Source organism: Nitrospirillum goiasense, assembly GCF_034427435.1.
Taxonomy (GTDB): domain Bacteria; phylum Pseudomonadota; class Alphaproteobacteria; order Azospirillales; family Azospirillaceae; genus Nitrospirillum.
In genome coordinates, this window is sequence record NZ_JAXQNP010000004.1 from 123969 (window position 1) to 139241 (window position 15273).

General features: G+C 67.2%; 10 protein-coding genes. 2 read left to right on the forward strand and 8 right to left on the reverse strand.

The window, feature by feature from the left end:
- Positions 1–2: 2 nt before the first annotated feature.
- The 8 genes from ULB03_RS22495 to ULB03_RS22530 form a co-directional block, all read right to left on the reverse strand.
- On the reverse strand, positions 3–3215 hold the full coding sequence (locus ULB03_RS22495) for an efflux RND transporter permease subunit (RefSeq protein WP_322485336.1): 3213 nt from the start codon (positions 3213–3215) through the stop codon (positions 3–5).
- Positions 3212–5206 (reverse strand): efflux RND transporter periplasmic adaptor subunit, encoded by a 1995-nt coding sequence (locus ULB03_RS22500; protein ID WP_322485337.1) that lies wholly within the window; start codon positions 5204–5206, stop codon positions 3212–3214. Before ULB03_RS22500 ends, ULB03_RS22495 begins: the two co-directional genes overlap by 4 nt.
- Entirely contained in the window at positions 5179–5694 is a 516-nt protein-coding gene (locus ULB03_RS22505) for a glycosyltransferase (RefSeq protein ID WP_322485338.1), read from the reverse strand. Before ULB03_RS22505 ends, ULB03_RS22500 begins: the two co-directional genes overlap by 28 nt.
- Positions 5685–9785: an amino acid adenylation domain-containing protein gene (locus ULB03_RS22510; protein WP_322485339.1), complete on the reverse strand. Its 4101-nt coding sequence runs from the start codon at positions 9783–9785 to the stop codon at positions 5685–5687. The genes ULB03_RS22505 and ULB03_RS22510 overlap by 10 nt, the downstream gene beginning before the upstream one ends.
- 738 nt (positions 9786–10523) lie before the next feature.
- Complete coding sequence (locus ULB03_RS22515; RefSeq protein ID WP_322485340.1) at positions 10524–11219, reverse strand: hypothetical protein; 696 nt, start codon at positions 11217–11219, stop codon at positions 10524–10526.
- On the reverse strand, positions 11183–11353 hold the full coding sequence (locus ULB03_RS22520; RefSeq protein ID WP_322485341.1) for a hypothetical protein: 171 nt from the start codon (positions 11351–11353) through the stop codon (positions 11183–11185). Before ULB03_RS22520 ends, ULB03_RS22515 begins: the two co-directional genes overlap by 37 nt.
- Before the next feature lie 32 nt (positions 11354–11385).
- Positions 11386–11823, reverse strand: a complete 438-nt coding sequence (locus ULB03_RS22525; RefSeq protein WP_322485342.1) for a thioredoxin domain-containing protein — start codon at positions 11821–11823, stop codon at positions 11386–11388.
- Positions 11820–12245, reverse strand: a complete 426-nt coding sequence (locus ULB03_RS22530) for a response regulator (RefSeq protein ID WP_322485343.1) — start codon at positions 12243–12245, stop codon at positions 11820–11822. Before ULB03_RS22530 ends, ULB03_RS22525 begins: the two co-directional genes overlap by 4 nt.
- A 445-nt stretch (positions 12246–12690) precedes the next feature.
- On the opposite strand from ULB03_RS22530, the gene nifH reads away from it, so the two are divergent.
- Both nifH and nifD read left to right on the forward strand, forming a co-directional pair.
- On the forward strand, positions 12691–13575 hold the full coding sequence (nifH, locus tag ULB03_RS22535) for a nitrogenase iron protein (protein ID WP_322485344.1): 885 nt from the start codon (positions 12691–12693) through the stop codon (positions 13573–13575).
- 98 nt (positions 13576–13673) lie between these two features.
- Positions 13674–15179: a nitrogenase molybdenum-iron protein alpha chain gene (gene nifD, locus ULB03_RS22540; protein ID WP_145734530.1), complete on the forward strand. Its 1506-nt coding sequence runs from the start codon at positions 13674–13676 to the stop codon at positions 15177–15179.
- Positions 15180–15273: the final 94 nt, after the last annotated feature.

The window sequence follows — 15273 nt, forward strand, 5'->3', positions numbered from 1 at the left end:
CGCTACTCCGCCACTTGACGCGTGGGTATGGCGCGCGCGGGCAAGGGAGGCGCGGGTAGGGATGCGGTGGTCACCGCATCCGTCCCGTCCCTGTCGCCCCGCCGTCGCCCGAAGGACACCCTGACCCGTTCAAAGGCCAGGTACACCACCGGGGTGGAGTAGAGGGTGAGAACCTGGGAAACCACCAATCCGCCGACGATGGCGATGCCCAGCGGCTGGCGCAGCTCCGCCCCCGTCCCGCTGGCCAATGCCAGGGGCAGGGCGCTCAGCAGGGCCGCCAGGGTCGTCATCATGATGGGGCGGAAGCGTTGAAGGCAGGCCTGATGGATGGCCGCCTGGGCGGACAGCCCGCCGCGCTGCGCCTCCAGCGCGAAGTCGATCATCATGATCGCGTTCTTCTTGACGATGCCGATCAAGAGCACGATGCCGATGAGCGAGATCAGATTCAGGTCATGGCCGGTCAGCATCAGCGCCAGCAGGGCGCCCACGCCGGCCGAGGGCAGGGTGGACAGGATGGTCACCGGGTGGATGTAGCTTTCGTACAGGACGCCCAGCACGATGTAGACGGTGACCAGCGCCGCCAGGACCAGGCCGGCCTGGCTGCCCAGCGAGCCGCGGAACTCCCCAGCCACGCCGGACAGGCTGGTGGTGATGCCGGGGGGCAGCCCAACGGCGCCGATCGCCTGGTCCAACGCTTTCAGCGCCTGATCCAGGGCGTATCCGTCACCGATGTTGAAGGCGATGGTGGTCGCCGGAAACAGGCCCTCGTGGATCAAGGCCGGCGGGGCGTCCCCCATCTCCACCGTGGCCAGGGCCGACAGCGGCACCATGTCCCCCGACGCCGACCGGAGGCGCAGAAGCTGGAAGGTGGCGGGCCCGTCGCGGAAGCGGGGATCAACCTCCAGGATCACATGATATTGGTTTTGCTGACCATAGACGGTGGCGACCTGCCGCTGGCCGAAGGCGTCGTACAGCGCGTCGTCAATGGCCTGCAGGCTGACGCCGGCGCGGGCGGCGGCGTCGCGGTTGATGCGCAGCCGGGCCTGCGGGGCGCCGCCCAGGGGTTCGCCGGCCACGTCCGCCAGTTCCGGCCGGCGTTCCATGGCCTGGAATAGCCGGGGCGCCCAGGTCGCCAGATCCGACCGGTCGGCGGCGTGCAGGGTCAGGACGTGGCCCGCCCGCGCCGCACGGGTGTCCACCTGGATATCCTGGGCCGGTTGCAGATGCAGCCGCACATTGCTGACGCCAGCCGTCGCCGCCGCCAGGCGCCGGGCCACCGCATCCGCCGCCGGCCGCTCGCCCCGTGGCTTCAGGCCGATGAACAGGCGGCCGGCATTGCCGCTGGTGTTCAGCGAGCCACCGCCCGTCACGGCGGCCACGGTCGCCACCGCCGGGTCGCGCCCCAGGATGTCCGCGATCTGCCGCTGCCGGTCGGACAGGGCGGAAAAGGACATGCCGGGTGCCGCGTCCAGCACGCCGATGATCAGGCCCGTGTCCTGTTGCGGCAGGAAACCCTTGGGCACCACGCCGTAAAGCAGGCCGGCCCCGGCCAGCATCGCCAAGGTCGCCGCCAGGGTCAGCCGCCGGTGCCGGAACACCCACAGCAGCCCCCGTTCATAGCCCCCGACCGCGCGGGTGAAGACGCTTTCGCTCCATCGGAACAGGGCGTTGGGACGGGTCTCTGTCGCAGGGGTCTCGGCAGCAGAGGGTTCGGCAGGGCGGCCGTCGGACGGCGCCTGTTTCAGCAGCCGGGCGCACATCATGGGTGTCAGGGTCAGCGACACCAGGGCCGAGATGATGATGGCGGCGCTCAGCGTCACCGCGAACTCGCGGAACAGCCGGCCGATGATGCCACCCATCAACAGCAGGGGAATGAACACGGCCACCAGCGACACGGTCAGGGAAACGATGGTGAAGCCGATCTGGCGGGCACCCTTGAGCGCCGCGTGCAGTGGCGGATGCCCCGCCTCCATATGCCGCACGATGTTCTCGATCATGACGATGGCGTCGTCCACGACGAAGCCGGACGCGATGGTCAGGGCCATCAGGGACAGGTTGTCGATGCTGAAACCCGCGATGGCCATGACGCCGAAGGTGGCGATCAGCGAGACGGGCAGGGTGACGCTGGGGATGACCGTCGCCCAGAATTTGCGCAGGAAGATGAAGATCACCATCACCACCAGGGCGATGGTGATCACCAGGGTCGTCTGCACCTCCGCGATCGAGGCGCGGATCGTTTCCGTGCGGTCGGCCACGACGGCGATGCCGATGGATGGCGGCAGGGCGGCTTGCAACTGGGGCATCTGTTTGCGGATGGCCGCCACCGTCTCGATGATGTTGGCGCCCGGCTGGCGGCGGATGTCCAGGATGATGGCCGGCTTGCCGTTGTACCAGCCGGCCAGCGTGTCGTTTTCCACCCCGTCGACGGCCCGTGCCACATCGCGCAGGCGAACGGGCGCCCCGTCGCTGTAGGCGATGATGGTGTCCTGATAGGCGGCGGCGTCGAACAACTGGTCGTCGGCGTCGATCTGGTACGATTGGCGGGCGCCGTCCAAACTGCCCTTAGGCAGGTCGGCGGTCGTCGCCGCGATGGCGGTTCGGACATCCGCCAGCGACAGGCCCAGGCCGCTCAGCGCCGTCGGGTTCACCTGCAGCCGCACCGCCCGTTTCTGGCCCCCTTCCAGGGTCACCAGGCCCACGCCCTTGATCTGCGACAGCTTCTGCGACAGCACCGTGTCGGCATAGTCGCCCACCGTGTTCAGGGGCAGGGTGTCGGAGGTCAGCGCCAGGATCAGAATTGGCGTGTCGGCCGGGTTGACCTTGCTGTAGCTGGGGCGGCTGGGCATCAACGAGAGGGGCAGCAGGCCCGCGGCGCCGTTGAGCGCGGCCTGCACGTCCTGGGCGGCGGCGTCGATGTCGCGGCCGGGATTGAACTGCAGGGTGATCAGGCTGGTGCCATAGGCGCTGATCGAATTCATGCCCGTGAGGCCGGAAATGGCACCCAGCGGGCGCTCCAGCGGTGTCGTCACCGATGAGGCCATGACGTCCGGACCCGCCCCGGGCAACTGGGCCGAAACCTGGATGGTGGGCAGGTCCACCGACGGCAGCGCCGCCACCGGCAGCAGGCGATAGCCCAGGCACCCCAGCAGCAGAACCCCCACCACCAGCAGGGTGGTCGCGACCGGTCGCCGGATGAAGGGGCCCGAGACGTTCATGCAGGCCCGGCCCCCGCTCCAGCCCGGCCGTCGGCCGACCGGGGCGGCTGCGGTGCCACCCGGGTTCCGGGTTTCAGGTTGTACTGCCCGTCGGTGACAACCATCTGGCCGGCGCTCAAGCCCTTGTCGATCAGGACGCGCCCCTCGTCCGTTCGCGCCACGGTGACCGGCGCCATGGCGGCCCGGCCCTCGGCCGACACCACCCAGACATAGGCGCCGGCGGGCCCCTGCTGGATGGCGGTGACCGGCACCGTCAGGCCGCCGCGCCGGACCGAAACGCGGACGTGGGCGTTGACGAACTGCCCAGGCCACAACCTGTTGTCTTCATTGGGGAAGCTGGCCTTCAGCTTCACGGTGCCGGTGCTTTGGTCGATCTGGTTGTCCACCAGCTCCAGCTTGCCGTCCGCCAACAAGGTCTTGTTGTCCTTGGCATAGGCCTGGACCGGCAGGGCGGTTGCCGGCCCAGCGGCGCCAAGATTGAACGCCGGCAGATCATCGGCGTTCACGGTGAAGATGACCGAGATGGGGTGAAGCTGCGTGATCGTGACGATGGGGGCCGCATCTCCGGCATGGACGATGTTCCCGGCGTCGATCTGGCGTATGCCGGTGCGCCCGGCGATGGGCGATGTGATGGTGGCGTAGTCCAGCTGCGCCCGGGCATAGTCGACCTGCGCCTCGTCGGCGGTCACCTGCGCCTGGTACTGCGCCACCTCCGCCTGCTGGGTGTCGAGGGTCTTGCGGCTGGCGTATTCCTTCATGCCCTGGTACCGCACCAAATCCGCCTGCGCGTTCTGCAGTTGCGACTGGTCCTTGGCCAGGGTGGCCACGGCCTGCTTCAGGTTGGCTTCCAATGGGCGGCGATCCAGGATCGCCAGCACCGCGCCCTTCGCCACCTCCTGGCCCTCCCGGAAGCGCAGTTCCATAAGCTGTCCGTCGATACGGCTGCGGATGGCGACGGTGTTGTAGGCCTGCACCGACCCGATGCCGCCCAGATACAGGGGCACGTCCTCGGCGCGGACGGGGGCGACGACGACGGGGACGGCGGGCTCAGCGGGGGCCTCCGCCGCCTGCGCTGCGGCGGATGAGGGCGGCAGGGCGATCCCGGGCAGCGACAGCGTCAACACCAGGGCCGCGGTCCCCGCGGCGTCGACGAGCCGGCGCGGCGGCAGCGGCCTGCCCCCTTTCTGTATGTCGCCCTTCTGGCTGCCCGGCCAGCGGTCCGACAACAATCCCCAGCGGTTCAGGGTTTCGATCGCCCGTCCCACGCCGTCCTCGGCGCGCAATTGCCGGCCCAGGGCCTCGGCCCGCTGCCGCATGGTGTCGCCCCCGGCGGCGGCGATGGCGGCGCTCAAGGCTTCAGCGGTCAGGCGGCCGCGGGGCAGGGCCGGTGGCGCCACCCCCAGCTGGTTCAGGCGCCATCCCCAGAAGGGTTGGTCACCAAAAAAGGGAACGACGACCGAGGGAATGCCGGCGCGCAGGGCCGCTGCCGTGGTGCCGGCGCCGCCGTGGTGCACGGCCAGGGCCACGCGCGGGAAAAGCCAATCGTGCGGCGCGTGGTCGATGACCATGACGCGGTCGTCAAGCTCGGGCGGCGGCGCCAGGCCACCCCAGCCCCGGGCCACGACGGCCCGCTGACCGCTGAGCGCCAGGGCGCGCATGACGGTGCGCGTGAAGGTTTCCGCGTCATGGCTCAACATGCTGCCGAAGCCGATATAGATCGGCCGGGGGCCGTCCGCCAGGAAGCGCTCCAGGTCCTGGGGCGGGGTCCAGGTGTCGGCCTCGTCATGGTGCCAATAGCCGGTCACCACCTCGCCCTCGCTCCAGGACTTGGGCTTGGGCACCACATGGGCGCTGAAGCCGTACAGGATGCGGTTGTTGGCGGCGTCGTCGAAGTAAGGCCCATACCAGGGAAGGGCGCGCAGCCCGAGGCGCTTGCGGATGACGTCGTTGATGGCCGGCGCCATCACCTGCCATGTCGCGAAGCGCAGCACATGATAAAGCGCCAGGTTGATGATGCCGGGCAGGGGCCGGCGGGGGGCGTCAGCATCATGGGCGGCAGGTCGGGCGCCGGTGTCATGGGCAACAACTGCGCCTGCACGCACGCGATGCCCGTCGCCTCCGCCACAGCGGTGGCCAGGCGTGTGACGATGCCGCTGGCGATGATCAGGTCGCTGTCCTGGGCGGCGGCCAACCCAGCCTCCACCCAGGGCTCCGCCGCCTCCCTGAACCGGCGGCGGGCGGTCCGCGCCACCACCAGGGGGTTCAGCGCCCGGTTCATCGTGTCCGGTTCGCTGCTCATCAGGTGGCGGAAATCAGCGGCCAGGGGGGCGAAGTCCAGCCCCGCCCCGGTGATCATGGGCTGGAACGACTGGCCGGTGGCGATGCGGACGGCATGGCCCGCCGCCGCCAGGCCGCGACCCAGGGCGATGAAGGGACGGATGTCGCCCTGGGTGCCGACGGTGAAGATGGTCACTCGCACGGGACGGCCTCTAATTCCTGCTGCGCCGTGCGGGAAGCGGACGGGCCGGGGGTTGAGGGGCCTTTCCGGCCGCCGGCCAACTCACGGGCCACGATGCGGCCGATTTCCTCCAGCGGCACCGGGTCCATCATGGCCTGGTGGTGGCAGGCCAGGCGGTGCTCGTGGATGGGGCCGCGCACGTGGGGGGCCCACGCCTCGGTCTCATGCATCAGCAGGCCCTTCAGCGACGGGCCGGTCAGGTGAGTGGCGCGGAAGAACAGCAGGCCGGTGTTCAACGGCTGGGGCTTGAACTTCCGCGCGATCGTCAGGTTGTTCTGGATGACCCTCAGGACGGACGAGACGATGTCCCTGTTTTCCTGCTGCATCTGCTGGACCAGCGGCATGGACAGCACGTCGTATTCACGACAAAGGAAATCAGCGACGGCGGCCATGTCCAGGGGGCGCTCACCGCCCGCACCGGCCACGTCCGTGGGGTTGTATCCCAGGAAGCCCAGCGCCGCGGCGGCCAGTTCCGCTTCGGACGGCTCCTGGCCGGCCTGGTTCTGCACGAAGGGATAGGCGTCGAGCAGCGACAGCAGGTCGACCTTCTCCCCTTCCCGTTGCAGCTTGTGGGCGATCGCTACCGCCACCAGGCCGCCGAAGGACCAGCCCAGCAGATGATAGGGGCCCTGCGGCTGCACCCGCCTAATATGCGTCAGGTATTCGTCCGCCATCTCCTCCACCGACCGGGGCAAGGCGGTATCGTCCGCCAATCCCCGGGCTTGCAGGGCGTAGACGGGATGCTCGGGGCCTATGTGGCGCAGCAATCCGCCGTAGGCCCAGCCCAGGCCGACCACGGGGTGGATGCAGAACAGCGGCGCGCCCTGGCCCTGTGTGCGCAAGGGCAGCAGGACGCCCAGCGGATCGCTGCTGGAGCTGTGTTCCAGCTGGGCCGCCAGTTCGGCGATGGTCGCCCCCTCGAACAGGGTGCCCAGCGATATCTTGCCGGGGAAGATGTTCTGTATGCGGGTCAGCAGGCGGGTGGCCATCAGGGAGTCCCCGCCCAGGTCGAAGAAATTGTCGTGGATGCCCACCCGCTGCACGCCCAGTTCCTTGGCCCAAAGAATGGTCAGGGCCTGTTCGGTGGGCGTTCGGGGCTCGGCATAGCTGGAAACGGCCGTGCGCTCGGGGGCCGGCAGCGCGCGGCGGTCCACCTTGCCGTTCGCCGTCAGGGGCAGGTCGTCCAGCGTCACGAAGACCGCCGGGATCATGTAATCGGGCAGGCGGCCGGCCAGATCGCGCCGCAGGACGGCGGTATCCAGGGCAACCTCCGCCGCCGGGACGACGTACCCCACCAGCCGCTTCGCGCCCGACGCGGGGTCGTCCCAGGCCGTGACCACGGCCCGCGCCACGCCGGGGCAGGCGGTCAGGGCGGCCTCGACCTCCCCCAGTTCGATGCGGAAGCCGCGTATCTTGATCTGGTGGTCGGTCCGGCCCAGGTACTCCAGCATGCCGTCATCACGCCAACGGGCCAGGTCGCCCGTGCGGTAGAAGCAGCTTCCCGGCGGGCCGAATGGGTTGGCGACGAAGCGGTCGGCCGTCAGGCCGGGCCGGTTCAGATAGCCGATGGCGACACCGTCGCCGGCGATGTAAAGGTCACCCGCCACCCCGACGGGCACCGGTTGCAGGGCCGGATCCAGGACATACATCTGGGTGTTCCAGATCGGGCCGCCGATGGGGGGCGCATCCAGGTCCGCCCGGTTTAGCGTTCGCGCGGTGGACCACACCGTGGTTTCGGTGGGGCCGTACAGGTTGGTGACGACGGCCCCGCGATCCATCATGGCCTGCGCCAGGGAAGGGGGCAGGGCCTCCCCGCCCACCAGCACGCGCAGCCCGGGGAAGATGTCCGACGCCTGTTCCACCAGGCTCTGCCACAGGGACGGCGTGGCCTGCATGATGGTGGTGCCGGCCACGCGCATGGCCTGGGCCAGGGCGGGGGCGTCCCGCACCACCGCGCGGGGGGCGATGTCGATGCGCCCGCCGACCAGCAGCGGCAGGAACAGTTCAAGGGCGGCGATGTCGAAGGACACCGTGGTGACCGCCATCAGGCGATCCCGCGGAGTCAAGGGGAACATCGCCTTCATGGCGCCCAGGAAGTTCACGATATTCCGCTGGGACACCGCGACGCCCTTGGGACGGCCGGTGGAGCCGGACGTGAAGATGACGTAGGCGGGGTCATAGGCCCGCGACGGCCGCCGCCGTTCCTGGTCCGTCGGGTTCAGGGACGTGAGCCAGTCCAGATCCACGCCATCGGGCGGCAGGTCCACCATAAGGCGGGGAATGGCGCTGTCCGGCAGGCCGGCGGCGACGTCCGGCGTGGTCAGCAGGGCGGCGGGCCGGGCATCTTCGAACACCAGGGCCAGGCGGGCGGCCGGCATGTCCGGATCGATCGGCACATACGCGGCGCCCGTTTTCAGCACGGCCAGCAGGGCCACCGGCAACAGGGGGCTGCGCTGGGTCGCCACCGCCACCAGTTGGCCGGGGCCGATGCCAAGCTGCAGCAAGGCCCGCGCCCAGGCGTTGGCGGCGGCGTTCAGAACGCGGTAGGAAACGACCTCGTTCGCGAAGCCGATGGCCGGCGCCTCAGGCGTCGCGGCGGCCTGGGCCTCGAACCATTGCGCCAGCAGGGGGGCCGGGGCGGGCTGGGCCGTCGCGTTCCAATCGACCAGAACCTGCCGCCGCTCGTCCGCCGACAGCAGGTCGATGCGGCCGATGCGCAGGGTGGGATCCTCCATGATGGCATCCACCAGGCGCAGGAAGCGGGCCTGATGCCGTACCAAGTCATCCCGGGTGTACAAGGCGGGGTTGGCGTCGAAATCCACGCGCAGGCCGCGGCCATCGTCGCGGTCATAGATGAAGATGGTCAGGTCCTCGACCGACCCATTGGACAGGTTGTGCGTGGTCGCGGGATGGCCGCCGAAGCGCAGATCGTAGTCGAACGGCTCGATGTTCACGCTCATCCACGCGATCTGCTGGTTATGGCCCACCAGCCCCATGTCCCGCCGCAGATCCTCATATCGGTACTGCTGATGCCGCAGGGTCTGGCGCATCACGCCGGATACCTGCTGCACCAATTCTTCCAGCGTCAGGTCCGGGGACATGGCCAGGCGGATGGTCACGGCATTGGCGACCATGCCCGGCGTGCGCCGCAACTGCCCGTTGGGCCGGGCGGTCACCGGCAGCCCGAACACAAGGTCCGCCGCCCCGGTGGAGCGGTAATAGAACGCGGCGGCCAGGGAGATCAGGATTTGGGGAAGGCTGGCCGACGCGCCCTTGGCGATCTCGTGCAGGCGCGTGCTGGTCAACGGGGACAGGTGCGCCGTCTGGCGGAACAGCCCGTTGGGGCCCTGCACCCGGCGCTTGGCCAATGAAACGGCGTCGGGCAGGTTGGCCAGCCGTTCCGTCCAGAAGGCGCGATCCTTTTCCAGGCGGTCAGAGGCGCGATAGGCCGCCTCATGGTCCACCAGCCCGGCCAGGGGCAGGAAGCCGTGGGGTTCCGGCTCGCGACCTTCCACGTAGGCGCTGTAGAGTTCGGCCACACGGCGCGCGACCATGCCGCCGGTGAACCCGTCCAGCATGATATGGTGGGCACGATGGTACCAGAAGAAGCGGTCGTCGGCGGCCTTGAAAAGCGCGCAGACCCAGAGCGGGTCGCGGTCGAAATCGACGGGGCGGTTCAGCTCCTCCATCATCCAGCGTTCCGCCGCCTGGCGCGGGTCGGGCTGGTCGCTGACGTCGATGTAGGGGAAGACGTCGTCAAAGGTGGGACGGATGACCTGGGCCGGGCCGTCCTGGTCCTCCACGATCTTGACGCGGATCGTTTCAGCCTCGGTGGTCAGTTGGCGCAGGGCCTTCAGGAACAGCGTGGGATCGATCGGGCCATGGATTTCAATGGCCTCGCCCAAGTTGAACACCGTGCCGGCGCGGCCCATTTTCTCACCGAACCACAGGCCGCGCTGGGCGGTGGTCAGCGGTATCTTGACCCCTTCGCCGGGGGCCGTTGCTTCAGCCTTGCTGATATCGCCGGGGGCCACAACCCCGTCTGGGGCCATGGCGAACGCCATGGGCTCGACGGTGACGCCAACGGGGGTGACGTCAATGGGAATATAGGTCGGCTGATCTATTTTTAAACTGTCATAGATTTCTTTTAAAATTTTCGAATTATTGTCTCTGCTATGGATGATGCCGTCCGGTGACGTGCTTTGAGCGTTGGAAGAGATGTTTGTATTCATGTCCAACCCCGAAAAAAGGAAAAGATGAGGCGAGCGCTGAAAGACAGCGCTGATTTATTCCCTTTGATTGCGCACCAGACGGTATCCGCGAAATCGATAGCGGCCTTACCGTTCTTATTATTGGTGATGTGTGATTGTTTTATGTGACCGACCGGCTTGGTGGGGGCGGTTCGGATTACCCGGATTATTCAGAAAATTTCATAGCCGCAACAAGTGAGAAGTGTTGACGGCGTTAATCAGTCCGATTGATGTAATTTAATTATATAATGCAGATGTACCAGGAGGCCCTATCGCCGGCCCCATTAGGCAGATTTCGGAAATATCAATGATTATCAAAGGACTGTAGGCATTCCCTCAGATTTCCCCGGAGTTTGCCGGGCTCCTGCCAACAGCGGATCCAGTACCGTCCCTGATGATTGCGTTATTATTAATGTAATGACTATCAAAAGAAGAATAAGGCCACCACCGGCATGTACAGAGGGGGTATACCCTGGCAATCTTCCGCCTCCAGGGGGCCTCCCCAGGACTCACGCCAGGGTCGCGGACAGCGGGGCTTTTTCAGCGGACGGGTGTCAGGTGGACGGGCTGGCGGGCATGCCGTGGGGCCAATGCCGCGCCCACCGCCCGGGCGATGGTTTGGGCCCGGTCGTCAATGCCGGCCCACACGGCCCCCCGGACACGGGGGTCCACCTCCAGCAATTTGACGCCAGCGGGCACCTCCGTCCCGTCCCTCACCACCCCGCGCAGCACGCCGTCGAAAGGCGCCTGGACCGCGTGGTCGCCCAGATGGCCGATGACATAGTCCTTGAAGACGCGTGAACCAATCTCCATCGCCGTGTGCCAGCGTCCGGCGAAGGCGGAATAGACGAAGCGTTCCGCCCCCCGGTTGCCCAGGGGCCGGGCGATGCCGTCGGCGGCTTCCGTCGTGCCCTCGCGAACCAGGGCGCCTTGCAGGCCGGGCTTGGTTTCAATGGCGAAGTCGCAATTCTCCCCGGCGGTGAAGCCGGGGCCCAGGCCGATGGTGGTTCGGGCCAGGCGGCGCAGGTCGGGCGTGACGCTGTATTTTTGCAGCCGGGCGTCGATCAGCAGGTCCAGCGCGCGGATGACGATCAGGTCCAGCAGGCCCAGGTCGGTGATGACCAACCCTTGGCGGCGCGCCAGCGCCGCCGCCGCCGCCATGCCGCTATCCGCCCGTTCGGCGGCGATGCCGGCCAGGGTCACCGGGTCATCGAACAGCGCGTCGTGGAACGCCATCTTGCGGCGGATGACGGGGGAAGGGGGTCGTGCGACATAACGACGCCGTAGCCCTGGTGATGCAGCCGGATCGCCACGGCGGAGGCGATCTCGTTGGTGCCCAGGATGATGGCGTAGGGCGGGCGATCGGTCATGACGGCGTTCCAGTGCTTCCAGGGGTGGCGCTTTAAGGGTTGGTACTGCCGGGGTTGGCGCTGCCGGGGGTGGGGCAGGGACTGTGAGGGTGGGAACAGCCGGTGGGCGCGCTGTCCCGGTCCGCCGGCAGGCCCAGCCGGTCCCGCAGCGCCTCGAACCCGGCGAGGCGCTGGCCCTCCACCTCCGCCAATGGCCGGCGGATCAGCAGCGGGTCGGCCAGCATGCGGCGCAGGGCCGCGTCGCCGTCCAGGTCGGCCGGGACGATGGCGCCGGCCTTGATGGCCGGGGCGGCCGGGTTGAACCAGGACTGGACCGGCGATGGGCCGAAGAACGCGCGCAGGCGCTCCGCCGTCCACGGTTCGGTCAGCAGGTCGCGCACCACAACGGTATGCCCCGCCGCCTCCAGCGCCTGGCGCTGGCGGGCGTTGGTTTTGCAGCCCGGTTTCTCATAGAAGACGACCGTGCTCATGCCAGTCGCACCAGCGGGGCGGCGCCGTCGCGGCCCAGCAGCGTGTCCACCTTGCGGCGCACGTCGGCCAGCGTCAGCGGCTTGACCAGTGCGGCGTGGGCGCCTGCCTTCAGCCCCTCAAGCGCCAGCGCCTCTTCCGCCTTGGCGCAGACGATCAACAGCCGCACCCCGGGAAAGGCGCCCAGCATCTCGCCCACCAGCCCCGCGCCCCGCTCCGCCAGGAAAGAGGCGCCGAGCAGCACGACGTCCGGCCGTAGCCAATCCACCCCCTTGGCGTAGGCCTCCTCCGGCGTCGCCAGTTCATGTGTCTCGATCTCATCGTGCAGCATGAACTGCAACGCCGCGCGCGTGATCTCATCCTGGTCCACGACGAAGACCCGCCGTTGGTCCACGGCTTTGGCGGTTTCGACACCGATCTGCATGGCGCGTCCCTTCCGATGCTGGGCTGCCCGTCGGCGGGCATCACGGCACCCAAAGCAATTTCCGTTCCGGTGGGGCCATATCCGGGAAATCGGGGGCCAGCCTGCCTTTCCGCCGGGAAACGGCGGCGGAAGAGGACGGGGACAGGGGCGGTGGCTTGTTTCGTTTGCGACAGCCTGACAATGGCTGTCGGGTTCGGCACATCATTGTCGGATGCGGGGTGGTGGTGATAAGGCGTTTAATATCAGTATATTAGCGTGAAACGCCCGTTTGGCACGCCGGTTGCTGAAATACCGGTCGGCTAGTGAGGGCTGAGTGCACGCCTACGCGCTGTCGAGCGATGTGCTCCTTCCCGAAATCCGCGAGCCAACTTCTGCGAACGAGGATCGCCCCGGCGTCATTGGGGCATTGGCAATCGGCTCAACAATCGGTTCAAGGAGACCTTGAATGTCGGCTCTGCGACAAATCGCGTTTTACGGCAAGGGTGGTATCGGCAAGTCCACCACCTCCCAGAATACCCTGGCGGCCCTGGCTGAAATGGGCCACCGCATCCTGATCGTCGGTTGCGATCCCAAGGCGGACTCAACCCGCCTGATCCTGCACGCCAAGGCGCAGGACACCATCCTCAGCCTGGCGGCCGCGGCCGGCAGCGTGGAGGACCTGGAGATCGAGGATGTCATGAAGGTCGGCTTCCATGACATCCGTTGCGTGGAATCCGGCGGGCCGGAGCCGGGCGTCGGCTGCGCCGGCCGGGGCGTCATCACCTCCATCAACTTCCTGGAGGAGAACGGCGCCTATGAGGATATCGACTACGTTTCCTATGACGTGCTGGGCGACGTGGTGTGCGGCGGTTTCGCCATGCCCATCCGCGAGAACAAGGCCCAGGAAATCTACATCGTCATGTCCGGCGAGATGATGGCCATGTACGCGGCCAACAACATCTCCAAGGGCATTCTGAAATACGCCATGTCCGGCGGCGTGCGCCTGGGCGGCCTGATCTGCAACGAGCGCCAGACCGACAAGGAGCTGGAGCTGGCGGAGAACCTGGCCAAGAAGCTGGGCACCCAGCTCATCTACTTCGTGCCCCGCGACAACATCGTGCAGCACGCGGAACTGCGCCGCATGACGGTGCTGGAATACGCCCCGGAAAGCGCCCAGGCCGCCCACTACCGCAACCTGGCCACCCGCATCCACAACAACGCCGGCAAGGGCGTCATCCCCACCCCCATCACCATGGACGAGCTTGAGGACATGCTGATGGAGCACGGGATCATGAAGGCCGTGGACGAGAGCATGGTCGGCAAGAGCGCCGCCCAGCTGGAACTGGCCTGATCGGCAACGGCCGCCGGTACCGCCCGGCCCCCCCCCGCATGGGGGCCGGGCGGGATCCCGGACAGGCCATCATCCCCGGGAAACATGAGGACAGCGAAATGAGTATGTCGGAGACGGAAAGCGTTGCCGAGATCAAGGAACGCAACAAGGAACTGATCGCCGAGGTCTTGCAGGTTTACCCGGAGAAGACCGCCAAGCGCCGCGCCAAGCACTTGAACGTGCATGAGGCCGGCAAGTCCGATTGCGGCGTGAAGTCCAACCTGAAGTCCATTCCAGGCGTCATGACCATCCGTGGCTGCGCCTACGCCGGATCCAAGGGCGTGGTCTGGGGCCCGATCAAGGACATGATCCACATCAGCCACGGCCCGGTGGGCTGCGGCCAATATTCCTGGGCCGCGCGCCGTAACTACTACATCGGCACGACGGGGATCGACACCTTCGTGACCATGCAGTTCACGTCCGATTTCCAGGAAAAGGACATCGTGTTCGGCGGCGACAAGAAGCTGTCTAAGATCATCGATGAAATCCAGGAGCTGTTCCCGCTGAACAACGGCATCAGCATCCAGTCGGAATGCCCCATCGGCCTGATCGGCGACGATATCGAGGCGGTGTCGAAGAACAAGTCCAAGGAATACGAGGGCAAGACCATCGTCCCCGTGCGCTGCGAAGGGTTCCGCGGCGTGTCCCAATCCCTGGGCCACCACATCGCCAATGACGCCATCCGCGACTGGGTGTTCGACAAGGCGGAGGGCAAGGACGCGCCGGCGGGCTTCGTGCCCGGCCCCTACGACGTCGCCATCATCGGCGATTACAACATCGGCGGCGACGCCTGGTCCTCCCGCATCCTGCTGGAGGAGATGGGGCTGAGGGTCATCGCCCAATGGTCGGGCGACGGCACCCTGGCGGAGCTGGAGGCGACGCCCAAGGCCAAGCTGAACGTCCTGCATTGCTACCGCTCGATGAACTACATCTCGCGCCACATGGAAGAGAAGTACGGTATTCCCTGGTGCGAATACAATTTCTTCGGCCCCAGCAAGATCGCGGAATCCCTGCGCCGCATCGCCAGCTATTTCGACGACAAGATAAAGGAAGGGGCGGAGCGGGTCATCGCCAAGTACCAGGCGCTGATGGACGCGGTCATCGCCAAGTACCGCCCCCGCCTGGAAGGCAAGACGGTGATGCTGTTCGTGGGCGGCCTGCGCCCCCGCCACGTCATCGGCGCCTATGAGGATTTGGGCATGGAGGTCGTGGGCACGGGCTATGAGTTCGGCCACAACGACGACTATCAGCGCACGGCCCAGCACTACGTCAAGGACGGCACGCTGATCTATGACGACGTGACGGGCTACGAGTTCGAGAAGTTCGTGGAACGCATCCAGCCTGACCTGGTCGGGTCCGGCATCAAGGAAAAGTACGTCTTCCAGAAGATGGGCGTGCCCTTCCGCCAGATGCATTCCTGGGACTATTCCGGCCCCTATCACGGCTATGACGGTTTCGCCATTTTCGCGCGCGACATGGACATGGCCATCAACGCCCCCGTCTGGAAGATGGCCAAGGCGCCCTGGAAGGGCGCCGCGCAGCCGAAGCTGCTGGCCGCCGAGTAAGGCGGATGACGCCCCGGGGCGCCCCCATGGGTGGCGCCCCCGGGATTCCCTGCCGGGGCGGCATCCATCCCCGGGCGATGTTTTCGGAGAGGTT